This window comes from Streptomyces sp. NPDC002088 (assembly GCF_040296605.1).
In the GTDB taxonomy this organism is placed as follows: Bacteria; Actinomycetota; Actinomycetes; order Streptomycetales; family Streptomycetaceae; genus Streptomyces.
Genome location: NZ_JBEOXO010000007.1, coordinates 164,573 through 181,845, shown reverse-complemented (window position 1 = coordinate 181,845; position 17,273 = coordinate 164,573). Strand labels below are relative to the sequence as shown.

The 17,273-nt window shown below is 70.6% G+C and carries 18 protein-coding genes, 3 tRNA genes and 1 pseudogene; 7 read left to right on the top strand and 15 right to left on the bottom strand.

Annotation, left to right across the window (positions count from 1 at the left end; genetic code table 11):
• Positions 1-87: 87 nt before the first annotated feature.
• From ABT114_RS17345 to ABT114_RS17330, 4 genes and pseudogenes are all read right to left on the bottom strand, one after another.
• Positions 88-1,143, bottom strand: coding sequence for a UDP-N-acetylmuramate dehydrogenase (locus ABT114_RS17345; RefSeq protein WP_351143335.1), 1,056 nt, complete (start codon positions 1,141-1,143; stop codon positions 88-90).
• A gap of 215 nt (positions 1,144-1,358) precedes the next feature.
• On the bottom strand, positions 1,359-2,846 hold the full coding sequence (locus tag ABT114_RS17340; protein WP_351143333.1) for a DHA2 family efflux MFS transporter permease subunit: 1,488 nt from the start codon (positions 2,844-2,846) through the stop codon (positions 1,359-1,361).
• 104 nt (positions 2,847-2,950) lie between these two features.
• Entirely contained in the window at positions 2,951-3,520 is a 570-nt protein-coding gene (locus ABT114_RS17335) for a TetR/AcrR family transcriptional regulator (protein ID WP_351143331.1), read from the bottom strand.
• A 149-nt stretch (positions 3,521-3,669) separates the two neighbouring features.
• A pseudogene (locus tag ABT114_RS17330) lies at positions 3,670-4,458 on the bottom strand (IS200/IS605 family accessory protein TnpB-related protein); the annotation flags it as partial.
• 118 nt (positions 4,459-4,576) lie between these two features.
• On the opposite strand from ABT114_RS17330, the gene ABT114_RS17325 reads away from it, so the two are divergent.
• The gene (locus ABT114_RS17325; RefSeq protein ID WP_351143329.1) at positions 4,577-5,044 is read left to right on the top strand and encodes a GNAT family N-acetyltransferase; all 468 of its coding nucleotides are present in this window, start codon (positions 4,577-4,579) and stop codon (positions 5,042-5,044) included.
• Positions 5,045-5,126: 82 nt separating this feature from the next.
• On the opposite strand, the gene ABT114_RS17320 is transcribed toward ABT114_RS17325, so the two are convergent.
• The 5 genes from ABT114_RS17320 to ABT114_RS17300 form a co-directional block, all read right to left on the bottom strand.
• Positions 5,127-5,555: a MaoC family dehydratase gene (locus ABT114_RS17320; RefSeq protein WP_351143327.1), complete on the bottom strand. Its 429-nt coding sequence runs from the start codon at positions 5,553-5,555 to the stop codon at positions 5,127-5,129.
• A 7-nt stretch (positions 5,556-5,562) separates the two neighbouring features.
• A complete protein-coding gene (locus ABT114_RS17315) occupies positions 5,563-6,015 on the bottom strand; it encodes an FAS1-like dehydratase domain-containing protein (protein WP_351143325.1) in 453 nt (150 codons plus the stop codon).
• A gap of 125 nt (positions 6,016-6,140) precedes the next feature.
• Positions 6,141-6,305 (bottom strand): 50S ribosomal protein L33, encoded by a 165-nt coding sequence (gene rpmG / locus ABT114_RS17310; RefSeq protein ID WP_003948671.1) that lies wholly within the window; start codon positions 6,303-6,305, stop codon positions 6,141-6,143.
• Positions 6,306-6,393: 88 nt separating this feature from the next.
• Positions 6,394-6,466, bottom strand: a tRNA-Met gene (locus ABT114_RS17305).
• A gap of 46 nt (positions 6,467-6,512) precedes the next feature.
• Positions 6,513-6,585, bottom strand: a tRNA-Thr gene (locus tag ABT114_RS17300).
• 373 nt (positions 6,586-6,958) lie between these two features.
• Between ABT114_RS17300 and ABT114_RS17295 the strand changes: the two genes are divergently transcribed.
• A complete protein-coding gene (locus ABT114_RS17295; protein WP_351143323.1) occupies positions 6,959-8,218 on the top strand; it encodes an amidohydrolase family protein in 1,260 nt (419 codons plus the stop codon).
• A 236-nt stretch (positions 8,219-8,454) separates the two neighbouring features.
• A complete protein-coding gene (locus ABT114_RS17290; RefSeq protein WP_351143321.1) occupies positions 8,455-9,111 on the top strand; it encodes an SDR family oxidoreductase in 657 nt (218 codons plus the stop codon).
• 52 nt (positions 9,112-9,163) lie between these two features.
• Here the strand turns inward: ABT114_RS17290 and ABT114_RS17285 are convergent, their stop codons facing one another.
• Positions 9,164-9,376: a hypothetical protein gene (locus tag ABT114_RS17285; RefSeq protein ID WP_351143319.1), complete on the bottom strand. Its 213-nt coding sequence runs from the start codon at positions 9,374-9,376 to the stop codon at positions 9,164-9,166.
• A 128-nt stretch (positions 9,377-9,504) separates the two neighbouring features.
• On the opposite strand from ABT114_RS17285, the gene ABT114_RS17280 reads away from it, so the two are divergent.
• Complete coding sequence (locus tag ABT114_RS17280) at positions 9,505-9,786, top strand: hypothetical protein (protein WP_351143317.1); 282 nt, start codon at positions 9,505-9,507, stop codon at positions 9,784-9,786.
• 98 nt (positions 9,787-9,884) lie between these two features.
• Here the strand turns inward: ABT114_RS17280 and ABT114_RS17275 are convergent.
• Positions 9,885-9,966, bottom strand: a tRNA-Tyr gene (locus ABT114_RS17275).
• A gap of 233 nt (positions 9,967-10,199) precedes the next feature.
• Between ABT114_RS17275 and ABT114_RS17270 the strand changes: the two genes are divergently transcribed.
• Positions 10,200-10,688 carry a YajQ family cyclic di-GMP-binding protein gene (locus tag ABT114_RS17270; protein WP_351143315.1) on the top strand — a complete coding sequence of 163 codons (489 nt, stop codon included), beginning with the start codon at positions 10,200-10,202 and terminating at the stop codon, positions 10,686-10,688.
• Positions 10,689-10,782: 94 nt separating this feature from the next.
• Here ABT114_RS17270 and ABT114_RS17265 read toward each other — a convergent pair whose 3' ends face one another.
• Positions 10,783-11,049: a GlsB/YeaQ/YmgE family stress response membrane protein gene (locus ABT114_RS17265; RefSeq protein ID WP_351143313.1), complete on the bottom strand. Its 267-nt coding sequence runs from the start codon at positions 11,047-11,049 to the stop codon at positions 10,783-10,785.
• Positions 11,050-11,248: 199 nt separating this feature from the next.
• On the opposite strand from ABT114_RS17265, the gene ABT114_RS17260 reads away from it, so the two are divergent.
• A complete protein-coding gene (locus ABT114_RS17260) occupies positions 11,249-12,484 on the top strand; it encodes an APC family permease (protein ID WP_351143311.1) in 1,236 nt (411 codons plus the stop codon).
• 161 nt (positions 12,485-12,645) lie between these two features.
• Positions 12,646-13,047: a YccF domain-containing protein gene (locus ABT114_RS17255; protein WP_351143309.1), complete on the top strand. Its 402-nt coding sequence runs from the start codon at positions 12,646-12,648 to the stop codon at positions 13,045-13,047.
• A gap of 64 nt (positions 13,048-13,111) precedes the next feature.
• On the opposite strand, the gene htpX is transcribed toward ABT114_RS17255, so the two are convergent.
• From htpX to ABT114_RS17240, 3 genes are all read right to left on the bottom strand, one after another.
• Entirely contained in the window at positions 13,112-13,975 is an 864-nt protein-coding gene (gene htpX / locus ABT114_RS17250; protein ID WP_351143307.1) for a zinc metalloprotease HtpX, read from the bottom strand.
• A gap of 215 nt (positions 13,976-14,190) precedes the next feature.
• Complete coding sequence (locus tag ABT114_RS17245) at positions 14,191-15,690, bottom strand: NADH-quinone oxidoreductase subunit N (RefSeq protein WP_351143305.1); 1,500 nt, start codon at positions 15,688-15,690, stop codon at positions 14,191-14,193.
• Entirely contained in the window at positions 15,687-17,270 is a 1,584-nt protein-coding gene (locus tag ABT114_RS17240; RefSeq protein WP_351143303.1) for an NADH-quinone oxidoreductase subunit M, read from the bottom strand. The genes ABT114_RS17245 and ABT114_RS17240 overlap by 4 nt, the downstream gene beginning before the upstream one ends.
• Positions 17,271-17,273 lie beyond the last annotated feature (3 nt).

The window sequence follows — 17,273 nt, the reverse complement described above, 5'->3', positions numbered from 1 at the left end:
GTGGCCCACTGGAGCTTGCGTCGGACCGTCCCCGTTCACACGGCGTCCGCCGCCGCGAGTTGGCGGGCGGGTGAGGCGTGCGGCCGGCTACAGGCCGACCCCCACCATCACCGGCTCGTTGACCAGCGTGACCCCGAACGCCTCACGGACACCTGCGATGACCTCACGGGCCAGCGCGAGCAGGTCCTCCGCGGTGGCCGTGCCGCGGTTGGTGAGGGCGAGGGTGTGCTTGGTTGAGATGCGGGCGGGACCGGCGCCATAGCCCTTGGTGAAGCCGGCCTTGTCGATCAGCCAGGCCGCGGAGGTCTTGGTGTGTCCCTCCCCCGCCGGGTAGGCGGGCGGCTGCACGCCGTCGCCCAGGCGCTCCGTCACGCGCGCGTGGAAGGCGGCGAAGTCGGCGTCGGTGAGGATCGGGTTGGTGAAGAAGGATCCGGCCGACCAGGTGTCGTGGTCCTCGGGGTCCAGGACCATGCCCTTGCCCGCGCGCAGCTTCAGCACGGTCTCGCGGGCCCGGGCGAGCGGGACGCGGTCACCCGGTTCCACCCCCAGCGCCCGGGCGGTCTCGGCGTACTTGAGAGGCGCCGACAGCCCGTCCGCGTCCTCCAGCTCGAAGCGGACGCGCAGGACGACGTACCGCTCGGGGTCGGCCTTGAAGCGGCTGTGCCGGTACGAGAAGGCGCACTCGGTGTTCGTGAGGGTGACCGTCTCGCCGGCCCGGCGGTCGTAGGCGATCACCTCGGTGATCGTCGAGGAGACCTCCTGCCCGTACGCCCCCACGTTCTGGATCGGTGTCGCGCCCGCCGACCCGGGGATGCCGGCGAGGCACTCGACACCGGCGAGCCCGGCCTCCACGGTGCGGGCGACGGCGTCGGTCCACACCTCGCCCGCGGCCAGCTCCAGCCGTGTGCCGACGAGCTCGAAGCCGGTGGTCGCGATGCGCAGGGCGGTTCCGGCAAAGCCCTTGTCGCCGATGACCAGGTTGGATCCGCCGCCGATCACCAGCAGCGGCGTCCCGGTGGCGTCGGCCTCGCGGACGGCCGCGATCACCTCGGCGTCAGTCGTCGCGGTGACCAGCCGGGTCGCGGGACCGCCCAGCCGGAAGGTGGTCAGCGGGGCCAGGGGGGCGTCGTGGAGTTCCTGCACGCGCCCAAGAGTACGAGACGGCACCGACAGCCCGACCCACCCACCAACGGTGCGTACGTATCCCTCCCGGCACCCGCGGCCGGCCTCCGCCGCCCCCAGCGACGGCGGCCGCCTCCGCCCGCCCACTCCACCCCGTACGCGCGCGTGCAGCTCCACCCCGCACGCGCGCGTACGGCCCCGTCACCATGGACGGGGCCGTCTCTGTCGCGTCTGTCTCACTGAGCGGCGGGCTCCAGAGCCTCGGCGGGACGCTCCCCCACCGCACCCGCACCCGTGTCCCCACCCGAGGCCGCATCCGTCACCGCCGCCCGAACGGCGCGCCGCCCGGCCGGGATCAGCAGCGCGGCGATGCCGGCGAGGGCCACCACCGCGGAGCCGGTGACCAGGGCGGGGCGCAGGCCGTCGACGAAGGCCTGGGCGGACTCGTAGCCACCCTGGGCCGAGAAGATCGAGGCCATGATGGCGACACCGAGCGCGCCGCCCACCTCGCGCAGGGCGTTGTTGGCGCCGGAGGCGATGCCCTGCTCCTGCGCACGGACGCTGGACATCACCAGGTTGGCGGCCGGGGCGAAGTACAGGGCCATGCCGATGCCGCTGATGATCAGGCCGGGCAGCTGGATGGCGTAGGAGGCGTCGGCCGTGACCACGGAGGCCATGTAGCCGAGGCCGGCGGCCTGGAAGAAGAGGCCGGTGGCGACGACCGGGCGGCCGCCGATGCGGTCGGAGAGGATGCCGGCGATCGGCGCGACGAGCATCGGCATACCGGTCCACGGGAGCATCCTCAGGCCCGCCTCGGTGGGCGAGTAGCCGAGCACGCCCTGCATGTACTGGCTGAGCAGGAAGATCGAGCCGAACATCCCGAGGAACATCAGCATGCTCGCGGCGTTGATCCCGGCGAAGGCGCGGGAGCGGAACAGCCGCATCGGAAGCATGGGGTTCGCGGCGCGGACGCCGTGCACGACGAACGCGGCCAGCAGCACACCGCCCGCGATCAGACCGGTCAGGACGAGGGAGCTGGTCCAGCCGTCGGCGGGCCCGCGGACCAGGCCGTAGACGATCCCGAAGAGGCCGCCGCTGGCGAGCAGGGTGCCGGGGAGGTCGAGCGGGGCACCGGTGCCGTAGGACTCGGCGAGGCGCAGACGGGCGAGCGGCAGCAGGGCCAGGCCCAGCGGGACGTTCAGCCAGAAGATCCAGTGCCAGGAGATGTGCTCGGTGAGGCTGCCGCCGATGAGGGGCCCGGAGGCGACGGCGAGTCCGTTGACGGCGCCCCAGATCCCGTACGCCATCCCACGCTTGGCGGCGGGCACGGCCGCCGTCAGCAGGGTCAGCGTCAGCGGCATCATGATCGCCGCGCCGACGCCCTGGACCGCGCGGGCGGCGATGAGGGAGTCGATGCCGGGCGCCATGGCCGCGGCGGCGGACGCGCCGGTGAAGACGGTGAGCCCGGCCAGGAACATCCGGCGCCGTCCGAAGCGGTCGCCGAGCGCCGCGCCGAACATGAGCAGGACGGCGAAGGTGAGCGTGTAGGCGCTCACGGTCCATTCGAGGTCGTCCAGCGCGCCCCCGAGGTCCTTGCGGATGGACGGCAGGGCGGTGGTGACGACGAGGTTGTCGAGGGCCGCCATGAATCCGGCGACGCTGGTGATGACGAGGGCCCACACGGTTCCCCCGCGACGTGCGCTGTGTGCTGTCTGCTGTGACATCGCTCCCCCAGAGCGTGCTTGCGTGCCTGATACCGAGGTTAGTTATTGCTGACTAACTTTCGTGCACATGAGAAAGCCCACGGACCCGACCTCCCCCTCCACCCTTACTTCTCCAGGCGACCCTTGAGCCGAGCCGACGGATAAAGCCCTTCCCACACCCGATGCTCGGGTGGAAACCCCATGGCCACCAGGCAGTTGATGAGCATGCCGTACGCCATGAAGGTCGTCGTGTCGTCGACCTCCGCGCCGAGCGGCAGGTGCACCGTGTCCCACAGGCGCATCCAGCCGGCCCGTACGGACTCACCGAGCTCACGATCACCTGCCTGCTCCGCGGCGGCCACCGTGACGTACATCTGCATCTGCATGAGCAGCTGCTCGGGCCGCTCCGCGATGAGCTTGGCGTAGGCGTTCGCCATGGAGTGCCGGGCCTCCTCGCCCTCCAGCCCCTTCGCGGCCTCCTCGAACGTGCGGATCACATCCGCCATACAGTGCTCGACCGTCGCAAGGAAGATCGCCTTCTTGCCCGGGAAGAGCCGGAAGAGATACGGCTGCGAGACACCGACACGCTTGGCGATGGCCTCGGTGGACGTGCCGTAGTAGCCGCCCGTCGCGAACTCGGCCGTCGCCGCACGAATGACGCTCTCACGCCTCTCTTCTGCGCTCATCCTGACCATGCAAGTAAGTTAGTACTCAATCACTAACTACGTCAAGGGGGCGCTGGAGAAGTACGAAGGACCGACCCGAGAGGAGTGCCCGTGCCCGAACTGCGCCAGGCCCATGTCTCCGACCACGGCACCATCGTCGCGTGCGTCCAGCGCTGGTGGTTCGCGGTGATCCGGTCCAGCCACTCCCCACCCCGGTGCGCGACCTGCACGGTCGCGCCCAGCACATACCGGCCGTGCGGGGCGTTGGCCAGATGGGCCAGGGCGGCGGGGAGTCTGATCGAGAGCTGTCCGGTGTCGGTGATACGGATCGTCTCGTTACCGAAGCGTTTGCCGGACTCCCCGTCCGCGGCCAGGAACGCCCGCGCCGCCCGCCACCGCTCCCGCCAGCCCTGCTCGTCCAGTCCGGCCGCATCCAGGTGGTGGCGCAGACGGGCGAGCTTCTTCCCGCCGCGCACCACGCGCACCCGGTCGGCCGCCCGGTCCGCCTCCACGCCCGCCAGCCGGGACTGGAGCGCGTGCAGGCGGCGGGACTTGGCATGCCACTCCCACCGCGACCCGTACCCCCGCGCCAGCCCCGCCCACTTGTCCGCCTTCGCCCCCAGCGGACGCGCCAGCCGCGCCTCGATGCGCGTGATCTGCCCCCGCAGCCACGCCAACTCCGCCGCCTGCCCCCGCCGGGCCAACGCCCACTGATCGTGCGTGGCCTTGGTGATACTGCCCGCCCACCTGGCCGAGGAGACTCCGGTTAACTCCCGCTTCCGTACCGCCCACGCGGCGGCATCGTGCTCCAGTCCCTGCCGGGAACGCACCGCGAGATCACCCGCGGCCAGCGAGCCGAGGAACATTCCCACCTCGGCCAGCACCACCGCATCCGCCTCGGACACCCGCAACCGGGCCCGGACCGCCACACCCGCCCATCCCGTCACCCCCACCCAGCGCCGCACCATCCCGTCACCCCGCCCAACGAGCCCCGCCCGTAAAGGTCACGCATTCGACGGACACACTCCCGTTCCCACCGGCCGAAAACCCCTCCGCACGCCCGGCTGCAAAAGCCGACGCTCGCTCATGCTCGCGAAAGCGCACTCGTACACGGTCAAGGGGCAGCAGTTCCGAACCCCCGAACAGGCCCGGGAGCTGTCACTCCTGCTGCCCAGGCTGTTCCTGCAGTTCTTCTCCGGGACCAGCCTGATCCTGAAGGACGACGCGGGCATCAGGGCGTTCCTCGTCGGCTTCCACGCCGCCGACAACGACGACGAGGCCTACATCCACTTCGTGGGGGTGGACCCTCGGCTGCGCGGACAGGGCATGGCGCGCAGGCTCTACGCGGAGTTCTTCCGGCGGGCAGCCATGGCGGGCCGTACGGAGATCCGGGCGATCACCTCACCCAGGAACGCCGGTTCCATCGCGTTTCACCGGGCCATGGGGTTCGCGGTCGAGGAGGGAGACCGGGAGGTGGGCGGAGTCCCCGTGCGCAGCGACTACGACGGGCCCGGACAGGACCGGGTGTGCTTCCACCTGAAGATCGCCGAGTAAGGCACGGTCCCAAGGCGACCGGGACTTACGTGTAAGGGGCGCCTCGCTCTTGAGTGCGCCCCTTACCGGAGGTGTGCCGCTCTCAGGCCAGTCGCACGACCGCCCGAGACATGCCCAGCACCTTCTGCCCGGCGCACATGGCCGTCAGATCCACGCGCACGGTGTTGTCGTCGAGCTTGGCCGCGACCTTGGCGCTGACCTCGACGGTGGCGCCCTCGTCGTCGTTCGGGACGACGACGGGCTTGGTGAAGCGGACGCCGTACTCGACGACCGCGCCCGGGTCGCCGGTCCAGTCGGTGACCACCCGGATCGCCTCGGCCATGGTGAACATGCCGTGCGCGATGACGTCCGGGAGACCGACCTCCTTGGCGAACTTCTCGTTCCAGTGGATCGGGTTGAAGTCCCCGGAGGCTCCCGCGTACCGGACAAGGGTGGCGCGGGTCACCGGGAAGGTCTGCGCGGGCAGCTCGGTGCCGAGCTCGACGTCGTCGTAAGCGATCTTCGCCGTCATCGATTCCTCACGCCTCCTCGGCCGCGCGGGCCACCAGCTTGGTCCAGGCGGTCACCACGTGCTCGCCCGCCTCGTCGTGGACCTCGCCACGGATGTCCAGGATGTCGTTGCCGGCCATGGACTTGATCGCCTCGATGGTCGAGGTGACGGTGAGCCGGTCACCGGCGCGCACCGGGCGGGTGTAGACGAACTTCTGGTCGCCGTGCACCACGCGGCTGTAGTCCAGCCCGAGCTGCGGGTCCTCCACGACCTGCCCCGCGGCCTTGAAGCTGATCGCGAAGACGAAGGTCGGCGGGGCGATCACGTCGGGGTGGCCGAGCTCCTTGGCGGCCTCCGGGTCCGTGTACGCCGGGTTGGTGTCCCCCACCGCCTCCGCGAACTCACGGATCTTCTCCCGCCCTACCTCGTAGGGCTCGGTGGGCGGATAGGTCCGCCCCACGAAGGACTGGTCGAGCGCCATGGCCCGGCACCTCCTGGTGGTGTCGCTGGTGTCTGCAGTGGTCGGCAGTGAGCGGGCAGCGGTCTGCCGAAACGACACGAGGCCGCCCCCCTGATTGTGGGGGCGGCCTCGTGTACGAGCCTGATTTATCGCGTTTCGCGGTGCGCGGTGTGCGCGTTGCAACGCGGGCAGTGCTTCTTCATCTCCAGTCGGTCCGGGTTGTTACGCCGGTTCTTCTTGGTGATGTAGTTCCGCTCCTTGCACTCCACGCAGGCCAGCGTGATCTTCGGGCGGACGTCGGTGGCAGCCACAGGAGTGCTCCTTGACGAACGGATGGGACGATTAACGCATAGAAGAGTAGCCGATCGAAGGACCGACCCCACAATCGGCTACTGTCAGTAGCGGTGACCGGACTTGAACCGGTGACACAGCGATTATGAGCCGCTTGCTCTACCGACTGAGCTACACCGCTTTGATGCGATCGGGCCCCGCCTTGCGGCGGGAACCTCTCACACCAGAGCCCCAATACGGAATCGAACCGTAGACCTTCTCCTTACCATGGAGACGCTCTGCCGACTGAGCTATTGGGGCGAGCGATGAAGACATTACACGGTCCGCCGCCGTTCACCCAAATCCGTTTCGCGCCGCCCGACCGGGCCTGGTCGGCGCCCTGTTCCGCGGCGGGGTCGGGGTGCGCTCGGGGTGCGTTCGGCGGCTCTCCCAAGGGCCTCGCCGGCCACTCCCACCCCGCTCCGGCCTGCTCCCGTCCGCTCCCGCCCGGCTTTCGCCGTGTTCTTGTCGGAAGGATCACACCAGGACCACACCAGGACCACACCGGTACGACTATTCCGCCCCTCCCCGACGTGAGCGGGCGGCCGCCCTACGCTCGACTCACTCTGCGTGATCTTGCGCCTCGCCGTGCGCAGCCCCGAGCCAGCCCCGAGCCCCGAGTCCTTGGAGCGCGATGCCCGACAGCCAGCCGCAGCAGCCCCACTCGTCGTCCTCGTCGTCGTCATCCTCGGGACAGACCGATGTGGCCCCCTTGCTGCTGTGCGGGGCGCGGCTCGCGGACGGCCGGACCGTGGACGTACGGCTGGGCGGCGGGCGTATCGAGGCGGTCGGCACCGCCGGGAGCCTGGCGGCGGAGGCGGCCCGCGGGTGCGTCGCCCGCGTGGACCTCAGCGGCTACCTGCTCCTGCCGGCCCCGGCCGAACCGCACGCCCACGCCGACACCGCGCTGTCGGCCGACGACGACGGACCGGTCTCGTACGACCCCCAGGACGTCCAACGCCGGGCGACGGAGGCCGCACTGCTGCAACTCGGCCACGGGGCCACCGCACTGCGGGCGCACGTGCGCGTGGGCGACGTCCCGGGGCTGGGCGCACTGGCCGCCGTCCTCCAGGCACGACGTTCGCTGCGCGGGCTCGCCGAACTGACGACGGTGGCGATGCCGCGGCTGCTGACCGGTGTTGCCGGGGCCGACGGGCTGACCGTACTGCGGGACGCGATGAAAATGGGCGCCTCCGCGGTGGGCGGTTGTCCGGACCTGGACCCGGATCCGACCGGCTACGTCGAGGCCGTGCTGGAGGTGGCCTCCGAACACGGCTGCCCGGTCGACCTGCACACGGACGCCGCCGACCCGGCCCGCCTCGCCCGGCTCGCGGCGATGGCCGGCGGGCTGCGCCCCGGCGTGACGCTCGGCCCCTGCGGCGGCCTCGGCCGGCTTCCCGTCGAGGCGGTCTCGCGCGTCGCCGACCAACTGGCGGCCGCCGGGGTGACGGTGGCGTGCGTGCCGCAGGGCGGCTGCGGCGGCGTCGACCGGCGCGGCACGGCTCCGGTACGGCTGCTGCGCGCGGCCGGCGTGCGCGTCGCCGCCGGGAGCGGCGCACTGCGGGACGTCTCGAACCCCGTGGGGCGCGGCGACCCCCTGGAAGCGGCGTACCTCCTGGCCTCCGTTCACGGGCTGCGCCCCGAGGACGCGTACGACACCGTGAGCGCGTCGGCACGAGCGGCCCTGGGCCTGCCCGAGGTCCGCGTGGAGGCAGGTTTCCCGGCCGACCTCCTGGCCGTGCGCGGCGACCGGCTGGCGGGGGCGCTGTCCCTGGCGTACAGCCGGATCGTGGTGCACCGGGGGCGCGTGGTGGCACGGACGAGCGCGGTGCGCGAGTACTGCAACTCGGCGGCGACGGTGGACCTGGGGCTGCCGCGGCAGGGGCGCGGGTAGCCGCCATGAACGAAGAGCGCGCGCGGAGGTGTCCGCTCGGGCGCGTGACCCGGGGTGTGCGCCCTCGCGCACACGCTGGAGGCCGTGCAGTCGCCTGTACACCCCCGGCCTGGCGCCTGGGTAGCCCCGCCTACGCCTGCACACCACCAGCCTGTGCCTGGGCGCGTGCCGGTCATCGCATGTGGCTGGCTGGAGTCGTGCGGCGGACGCCGCCGTCCGGGCGTACGGTCGGAAACATGCGCATTGTCATCGCTGGTGGTCATGGTCAGATCGCGCTGCGGCTGGAGCGGCTGCTCTCCGCGCGTGGGGAAGAGGTCGCGGGGATCATCCGTAAGGCCGAACAGGGCGACGATCTGCGGGAGGCCGGCGCCGAACCGGTCCTGCTGGACCTGGAGTCGGCCTCGGTCGAGGAGGTCGCGGCCCATCTGCAGGGCGCGGGCGCGGCGGTGTTCGCGGCGGGTGCCGGCCCGGGCAGCGGCGCGGCCCGCAAGGACACGGTGGACAAGGGTGCGGCGGTGCTGTTCGCGGACGCGGCGGTCCGGGCGGGCGTACGACGCTTCGTGGTCGTGTCCTCGATGGGCGCGGATCCGGCGCACCAGGGCGACGACGTCTTCGACGTGTATCAGCGCGCCAAGGGCGCGGCCGACGCGTACGTCCAGAACCTGGACGCCCTGGACTGGACGATCCTGCGCCCCGGTGCGCTGACGGACGACCCCGGCACCGGCCTTGTCCGCCTGGAGGCGCAGACGGGCCGCGGTTCCGTCCCGCGCGACGACGTGGCCGCCGTACTGGCGGAATTGGTGGACACTCCGGCGACGACCGGTCTGGTCCTGGAGCTGATCAGCGGGTCGACGCCGGTGACGGTCGCGGTGAAGTCGGTGGCGGGAAACTGAGCACGCCGGGGGCGGCCGGCTGACCCGAACGGCCGTACGGGCCGGCCGCCGTCTAGAACAGGTGCATCTGGCCTGGGAACTCCGGTAGGGCGTACCCGTCCAACGTGGGCTGGGCCGCTCCGAGTTGGGCGGCCCGGCGGGAGCCGGGGCACGAGGTGAGCGCGCCGTTCTCCCGCGCGCCGGGCGGATCGTGCCGGGCGAACCGGCCCGCGACCACGGCGATCTCGCGACGGCACTCGGGGCAGCTTCTGCGGCGGGAGGACATGGGATCAGTGTGCCCCGCACCTCACCTGGCGGCACCGATGATCTGCCGATAGGCCGTACCGGCGGAGCTCGGGCGGGTCGCGGTCGCCGACGAGCGGAAGTCCGGTCACCTCCTTAGGCTCCGTGCACGTGGCAGACACCTTCGAGGAACTCGTGGAGAAACAGCGCGCGGCGAACGAGGCGCACGTGCGGGTCCTGCAACTGCGGGACACCTATGGCGCCCCTACGGCCTCGCCCTGGACGCAGCAGCAGACCGACACGTACGAGACCGCTTGGCGGGCTTGGCGGGACCTGGCGCGGGACGTACAGGCCTCCGTGACCGAGTACGCCAAGGACGAGGGCAGGCCGCGCAACGACGTCGAGGCGGAAGTGAAGCAGGCGGCGGGCCCGGAGCCCGAGGAGAAGGAGTAGGAGAAGTACGGGAAGGGCGACCCCGTCGTCGTGCACGCAACACGAAGAGACCCCTTCCGAACTACGTCTCCGCAGTTCGGAAGGGGTCTCACTCAGCGTGGCGGCGCCAGGATTCGAACCTGGGAAGGCTGAGCCGGCAGATTTACAGTCTGCTCCCTTTGGCCGCTCGGGCACACCGCCGGGTTTGCTGCTGGTCGAACCGCTTTCCCGCGGCGCTCCCTGGCAACGACGTAAACAATACCCGATGGGGAGGGGTGCTTCGCCACCTGATTGATCGCCTCCCATGGGGAGTGGGGTGGCTAGGCTTGTGCGGATGCGGCCCGGCCCTCGGCGGGCTCGGCGGCAGCCCCGTGTACGCCGGTACGCAGCCGGTACGGACTTGATACGCCCACCGATACAAGGAGCCACAGGACATGGCCGACTCCAGTTTCGACATCGTCTCGAAGGTCGAGCGGCAGGAGGTCGACAACGCCCTCAACCAGGCCGCCAAGGAGATCTCGCAGCGTTACGACTTCAAGGGCGTGGGTGCCTCGATCTCGTGGTCCGGCGAGAAGATCCTGATGGAGGCGAACTCCGAGGACCGGGTGAACGCCGTCCTCGACGTCTTCCAGTCCAAGCTGATCAAGCGCGGGATCTCGCTGAAGGCACTGGACGCCGGTGAGCCGCAGCTCTCGGGCAAGGAGTACAAGATCTTCGCGGATATCCAGGAGGGCATCTCCCAGGAGAACGCCAAGAAGGTCGCGAAGATCATCCGCGATGAGGGCCCGAAGGGCGTGAAGGCCCAGGTGCAGGGCGACGAACTGCGCGTCAGCTCCAAGAGCCGTGACGACCTGCAGGCCGTGCAGGCGCTGCTCAAGGGCAAGGACTTCGACTTCGCACTGCAGTTCGTGAACTACCGGTAGTCCTGACGCATCGCGCGTACGACGAAGGGTGGGCACCCGTCGGTGCCCACCCTTCTCGGCTGCTGACTGCCCCCGGCGGTCCGGGAGCGTGCGTTCAGTCGCGTGAGTCGCCGAACAGGAGGCGGTAGACGATCAGGAGCACGAGCGAGCCGCCGATCGCCGCCGCCCAGGTGGCGCCGTCGTAGAAGTCCTTGGCGATCGGGTGGTCCAGCCAGCGGGCCGAGATCCAGCCACCGAGGAACGCGCCCACGATGCCGATGAGGGTCGTACCGATGAAGCCGCCCGGGTCACGGCCCGGCAGCAGGAACTTGGCGATGGCTCCGGCCAACAGCCCCAGGATGATCCAGCTGATGATGCTCATGCCGTGAACCTGCCCTTCCCGGCTGTGCCTGCACTGTCCCGGCACTGTGACTTTCGTCCGGACGGGCTGTGCGTCGTCGTTCCTGTCGGGCCGCGACCGGTGCTGTCGCGGCTGTCGGCGCGCGCCTGTTCGTGCCGTGTTGATGAAGAGGACGTCATCGCGCCATCCGGCGGTTGCAGGGGCCCGTAGGGTGCGGCGCATGACACAGTCCGGCTCCGAACTGCGGCGAACCCTGGGCGTGGGTGACGCCGTGGTCGTCGGGCTCGGCTCGATGATCGGGGCGGGCGTCTTCGCCGCCCTGGGGCCCGCGGCGCACGCCGCCGGGTCCGGGCTGCTGGTCGGGCTCGCCGTGGCCGCGGTGGTCGCCTACTGCAACGCCACCTCGTCGGCGCGGCTCGCCGCCCTCCATCCCGCCTCGGGCGGCACGTACGTGTACGGGCGCGAGCGGCTCGGGGAGTTCTGGGGGTACCTAGCGGGCTGGTCGTTCGTGGTCGGGAAGACGGCCTCCTGCGCGGCGATGGCGCTGACGGTGGGGACGTACGTCTGGCCGGGGCAGGCGCATGCGGTGGCGGTCGCGGCCGTGGTGGCGCTGACCGCGGTGAACTACGGCGGCATCCAGAAGTCGGCGTGGCTGACGCGGGCGATCGTGGCGGTGGTGCTGGCTGTTCTCGCCGCCGTGGTGATCGTGTGTCTGGGGTCCGGGGCGTCCGGTGCCGGGCGGCTGCACGCCGGTTCCTCCGGGGGCGTGGGCGGGGTACTCCAGGCCGCCGGACTGCTGTTCTTCGCGTTCGCCGGGTACGCGCGCATCGCGACCCTCGGCGAGGAGGTACGGGATCCGGCGCGCACCATTCCGCGCGCGATCCCGCTGGCTCTGGGCATCACGCTGGCGGTGTACGCGTGCGTGGCGGTGGCTGTTCTTTCCGTGCTGGGGGCGGAGGGGCTCGCGCGCGCGGGCGCGCCGCTGGCCGACGCGGTGCGGGCGGCCGGGGTGCCGGGGCTGGTGCCGGTGGTGCGGATCGGGGCGGCAGCCGCCGCTCTGGGGTCGCTGCTCGCCCTGATCCTGGGCGTCTCGCGGACCACGCTGGCCATGGCCCGGGACCGGCATCTGCCAGGCGCGTTGGCCGCCGTGCATCCGCGCTTCCAGGTGCCGCACAGGGCGGAACTGGCCGTGGGTGCGGTGGTCGCGGTTCTCGCCGCCACGGTGGACGTGCGGGGCGCGATCGGCTTCTCTTCCTTCGGCGTGCTGACGTACTACGCGGTGGCCAACGCCTCGGCCTGGACGCTCCGTACGGCTCCGGCGGCGCGGGTGGTGCCGGTAGTGGGGCTGGTCGGGTGCGTGGTGCTGGCGTTCGCGCTGCCGTGGGTCTCCGTGGCGGTGGGGGCGAGTGTGCTGGCGGTGGGGGTCATCTCGTACGGCGTACGGCGGTGGCGGTGACCATGGCTGTGACCGCGACCGTGAGCGGCGTCCGGGGACGTTCGTCTCGGAACGTTCCCGATCAGGCCACAAGGCCGCTGCGGCTCGCAGTTGAGCCTCTGGCCCACTGATACTTGGCAACGACAGGCAGTGTCGGCGGAGCCACCTGAGGGGTACCGATCATGAAGCTGTTCAATCTGCTGCTGAACATCGTGTGGCTGGTCTTCTGCGGCATCTGGATGGCCATCGCGTACGTGATCGCCGCTCTGATCTGCTTCATCCTGATCGTCACGATTCCGTTCGGCATCGCGTCGCTGCGCATCGCAGGGTTCGTGCTGTGGCCGTTCGGACGGACCACGGTGGAGCGGCGGGACGCCGGTGCGCCGTCGTTCATCGGCAATGTGATCTGGGTGATCTTCGCCGGCTGGTGGCTGGCCCTGGGGCATCTCCTCACCAGCATCCCGCTGTTCCTGTCCGTCATCGGCATCCCGTTCGGGTGGGCCAACCTGAAGCTGATCCCGATCTCCCTCATGCCGCTGGGGCGTGAAGTGGTGCCGACGGACCAGCGGTTCGGCGGGCGCTGACCGGGCCTCGGCCTGCGGCCTGCCTCCCAGGACCGCGTCTGCGGCATGATCGGCCGGACAGGCCCTACAGGCGCCGGCCCGCCATCTTCTCGAGACGGGCGATGCGCTCCGCCATCGGCGGGTGGGTGGAGAACATCTTCGAGAACCCCTGGCCCGGCCGGAAGGGGTTCGCGATCATCATGTGGCTCGCGGTCTCGATCCGCGGCTCCGGGGGCAGCGGAAGCTGCTTGACGCCGGCGTCGAGCTTGCGCAGGGCACTGGCGAGCGCTATCGGGTCGCCGGTGAGCTGGGCGCCGGACGCGTCGGCCTCGTACTCTCTGGAGCGGCTGATGGCGAGCTGGATGAGGGTGGCCGCGAGCGGGCCCAGGATCATGATCAGCAGCATGCCCAGGAGGCCGGGACCGTCGTCGTCGTTCGAACGGCCGATCGGGATGAGCCAGGCGAAGTTGACCAGGAACATGATCACCGAGGCGAGGGCGCCGGCGACCGACGAGATCAGGATGTCGCGGTTGTAGACGTGGCTGAGCTCGTGGCCGATGACGCCGCGCAGCTCACGCTCGTCCAGGATGCGCAGGATGCCTTCGGTGCAGCACACGGCGGCGTTGCGCGGGTTGCGGCCGGTCGCGAAGGCGTTCGGGGCCTCCGTCGGGGAGATGTACAGGCGTGGCATGGGCTGGCGGGCCTGGGTGGAGAGCTCGCGGACCATGCGGTAGAGCGCCGGGGCCTCGAACTCGCTCACCGGGCGGGCACGCATCGCGCGTAGCGCCAGTTTGTCGCTGTTCCAGTACGCGTACGCGTTGGTGCCGAGGGCGACGAAGAGCGCGACGATCAGGCCCGTACGGCCGAAGAAGCTGCCGATCAGGATGATGAGTGCGGACAGTCCTCCGAGGAGGACTGCGGTCCTGAGCCCGTTGTGCCGGCGGTGCACGGTACGCCCTCCAAGTGGTGCAGCAGGGGAACCCTTTGCTTGCTGTCTTCGATGCCACTGGTGCTGTGGTGTCACGTCCAGTGGACCCTCCCGTTCTGGTCAACGCCAGGCGAGAGCGACTAGTTCCCTTGTGCGTACGACGGCGCGAGTGGGCCGTCCGGGTGACGGGGGCCCGTTGTACTCCGCGTCGTCCTTCGCGTGGTCCTCCGCCGTGCTCAGAACAGCCCGGTGTCGGCGAACCGCAGGACCAGTTGGGGCGCTCCCGACAGGGCGATGCCGAGGACGCCGGTCAGGGCGATCGCGGCCGAGAGGGGGGCGGGGACGCGATGCTTTTCGGGCTCGCCCTCGGGGGCGCGGAACAGCAGCGTCGTCCATTGGAGGTAGTAGAAGAGCGCGATCACGACGTTGACGGCCATGACGACGGCGAGCCAGCCCATGCCCGCGTCGACTGCCGCCGAGAAGACGGTGACCTTCGCGAAGAGGCCGATGATGCCCGGCGGCAGCCCGGCGAGGCAGAGCAGGAAGAAGGCCAGGAGCAGAGCGGCCAGGGGGTTCGAGGCGTACAGGCCGCGGTAGTCCGTGATGCGGTTCAGGGACCTCGTACGGCCGACCAGTGCGGCCACCGCGAAGGCGCCCAGGTTCACGGCCGCGTACATGAGGGCGTACGCGAGCGTGGAGCCGATCGACTTCTGGGCGTCGTCGGAGTACGCAGCGGCGGCGATCGGCACGAGGAGGTAGCCGGCCTGGCCGACCGACGACCACGCGAGGAGGCGTACCGCGCTGTACGCGCGCGTGGCCTGCTGTCGCAGGGCGCCGACGTTGCCGACGGTCATGGTGAGGGCGGCCAGCGCGGCCAGCGCCGGACCCCAGGCGTCGGCGTACGACGGGAAGGCGACAACCGTGACGAGGATCAGGCCGGAGAAGCCGACCGCCTTGCCGACCACCGACAGGTAGGCGGCGATGGGGAGGGGGGCGCCTACGTAGGTGTCGGGCACCCAGAAGTGGAAGGGGACGGCGGCCGTCTTGAAGGCGAAGCCGACGAGGGTGAGGACGACGCCGGTCTGGGCGACGGTGTGGAGCTGGCCGTCGACGTGCTGGATGCGCTCGGCGACCTGGGTGAGGTAGAGGGTGCCGGTGGAGGCGTAGACGAAGCTGATGCCCATCAGGCTGACCGCGGTCGCGGTCACCGAGGACAGGAAGAACTTCAGGGCCGCTTCGGAGGACTTCCTGTCGCCGTGCCGGATGCCGACGAGCGCGAACGCGGGCAGGGAGGCGACCTCGAGGGCGACGACGAGGGTGGCGAGGTCGCGAGAGGCGGGCAGGAGGGCGGCGCCCGCGGCGGAGGAGAGCAGCAGGAACCAGTACTCCCCTTCGGGGAGTCCCTTGTCGGCGTCCTTCAGGGCGGTGACCGACAGGAGAGCCGTGAGGAGGGCGCCGCCGAGGACCAGGAACTGCACGACGAGGGTGAAGCGGTCCACCGTATAGCTGCACACGCTCGGATCGCCGGTGAGGCAAAAGGTGGAGCGGTCGCCGTCCAGGAGGGGCAGCAGCAGGACGGCGGAGGCCGCGAGGCCCGCGACCGACAGCCAGCCGAGCAGCGCCTTCTTCGCGTCGCCCACGAAGAGGTCGGCGACTAGTACGACGAGTCCGACGACCGCCGCGATGGTGGGCGGCGCGATCGCGAGCCAGTCGACGGACTGGACGAGGGAGCTCATCGGGTGCCTCCTGCGAGGAGCTGCTGCACGGCCGGGTCGGTCAGGCCGAGGAGGGCCTTCGGCCACAGCCCGGCGACGACGGTGAGAGCGACGAGCGGGGTCCAGGCCGCGAACTCGTAGGTCTGGACGTCGGCGAGCTTCGGGGCCTCCTGCGAGCCCTGTGGGACGGCGCCCATGCAGACGCGCCGGACCACGATGAGCATGTACGCGGCCGTGAGCAGTGTGCCGAACGCGGCGATCGCCATGAAGGTGAGGAAGGCGGGGCGGCTGAGGTCGGCGGCGGGCTTGAACGCGCCGAACAGCGCCAGCATCTCGCCCCAGAACCCGGCCAGGCCGGGCAGGCCGAGCGAGGCCACCGCGCCGAAGGCGAGCAGGCCGCCGAGGCGCGGGGCCTTGCCGTAGAGGGCGGCGCCCGTCTCCTCGGAGAGGGTGTCGAGGTCGGTCGTGCCCGTACGGTCCTTCAGCGCGCCGACCAGGAAGAAGAGGAGGCCGGTGATGAGGCCGTGGGCGATGTTGGCGAACAGGGCGCCGTTCACGCCGGTCGGGGTCATCGTCGCGATGCCGAGCAGGACGAAGCCCATGTGACCGACTGAGGAGTAGGCGATGAGGCGCTTGAGGTCGCCCTTCGCGCCCTGCTTGGCGAGGGCGAGGCAGGCCAGGGATCCGTAGATGATTCCGACGACGGCGAAGGCGGCGAGGTAGGGCGCGAAGGTGTGGAGGCCGTCGGGCGCGATCGGCAGAAGAATCCGGACGAACCCGTACGTGCCCATCTTCAGCAGTACGCCGGCCAGGAGGACCGAGCCGACGGTCGGGGCGGCGGTGTGGGCGTCGGGCAGCCAGCTGTGCAGCGGCCACATCGGCGTCTTCACCGCGAGCCCGATCCCGATCGCCAGAACGGCGATGACCTGCACGGATGTGGTCAGCGAACGGCCGTTGTCAGTGGCGAGTGCCACCATGTCGAATGTGCCCGCCTTGATTCCGATCAGGAGCAGGCCGAGCAGCATGACGACGGAGCCGAGCAGGGTGAAGAGGATGAACTTCCAGGCGGCCTGCATCCGTTGCTCACCGCCCCAGCGGGCGATGAGGAAGTACATCGGGATGAGGACCATCTCGAAGGCGAGGAAGAAGAGCAGCAGGTCGAGGACGGCGAAGGTCGCGAGGGTGCCGGACTCGAGGACGAGCAGCAGGGCGACGAAGGCCTTCGGGGTGGGGCCCGCGGGCATCTTGAAGTAGGAGTAGAGCGCGCAGAGGAAGGTCAGCAGCGCGGTCAGGACCAGAAGGGGGAGGGAGATGCCGTCGATGCCGAGGTGGATCCGCACGTCGAGTGCGGGGATCCAGCTGATGTCGGTCGTGGCCTGCATCTTCGACGGGTGGTCGTGGTCGAAGCCGAGCGCGAGGACGATCGCGGCGATGAGGACGGCGCCGGTGACGGTCACGCCGTGCCGCAGCACGGCCTGCTCGGGCGACTTCCCCTTCAGCCCGGGCGGGGCCGGCAGGAGAGCGGCGGCGGCACCGAGGAGCGGGCCGACGACGACGAACGCCAGAAGAAACTGCATCACGGACTCGTTGATATCGATCACGCC